General features: G+C 68.9%; 1 protein-coding gene. It reads right to left on the bottom strand.

Going from position 1 to position 331, the window contains the following annotated elements:
* On the bottom strand, nucleotides 1-331 hold a 331-nt coding region (locus tag BST12_RS29770; protein ID WP_139802118.1), incomplete at both ends, for an acyl-CoA synthetase family protein.

The raw sequence follows: 331 nt of genomic DNA, 5'->3' as shown, positions 1-331 counted from the left end.
AGCACCACATAGCCCACGAGTTGGCCATCGTGGGGGGTCACGATCGCTTGGGCCACCCGGGGATGACTCGTCAGCGCGGCTTCCACTTCGCCCGGCTCGATGCGGAACCCACGAATCTTCACCTGATCGTCGACACGGCCGACGAACTCCAACGCACCCCGGGCATTCCAGCGCACCACATCCCCGGTCCGGTACATGCGCTGTCCCGGTGGCCCGAACGGGCACGCCACAAACCGCGACGCCGTTAGCGCTGCCCGGCCGCGATACCCGCGCGCCACCCCGGCACCGGCGATATACAACTCCCCGGCCACCCCCGGCGGCACCACACACA

This window comes from Mycobacterium angelicum, assembly GCF_002086155.1.
GTDB classification, from domain to species: Bacteria; Actinomycetota; Actinomycetes; order Mycobacteriales; family Mycobacteriaceae; genus Mycobacterium; species Mycobacterium angelicum.
Note: the sequence above shows the minus strand (reverse complement) of the source record. Positions and strands in the feature narration are given on the sequence as shown.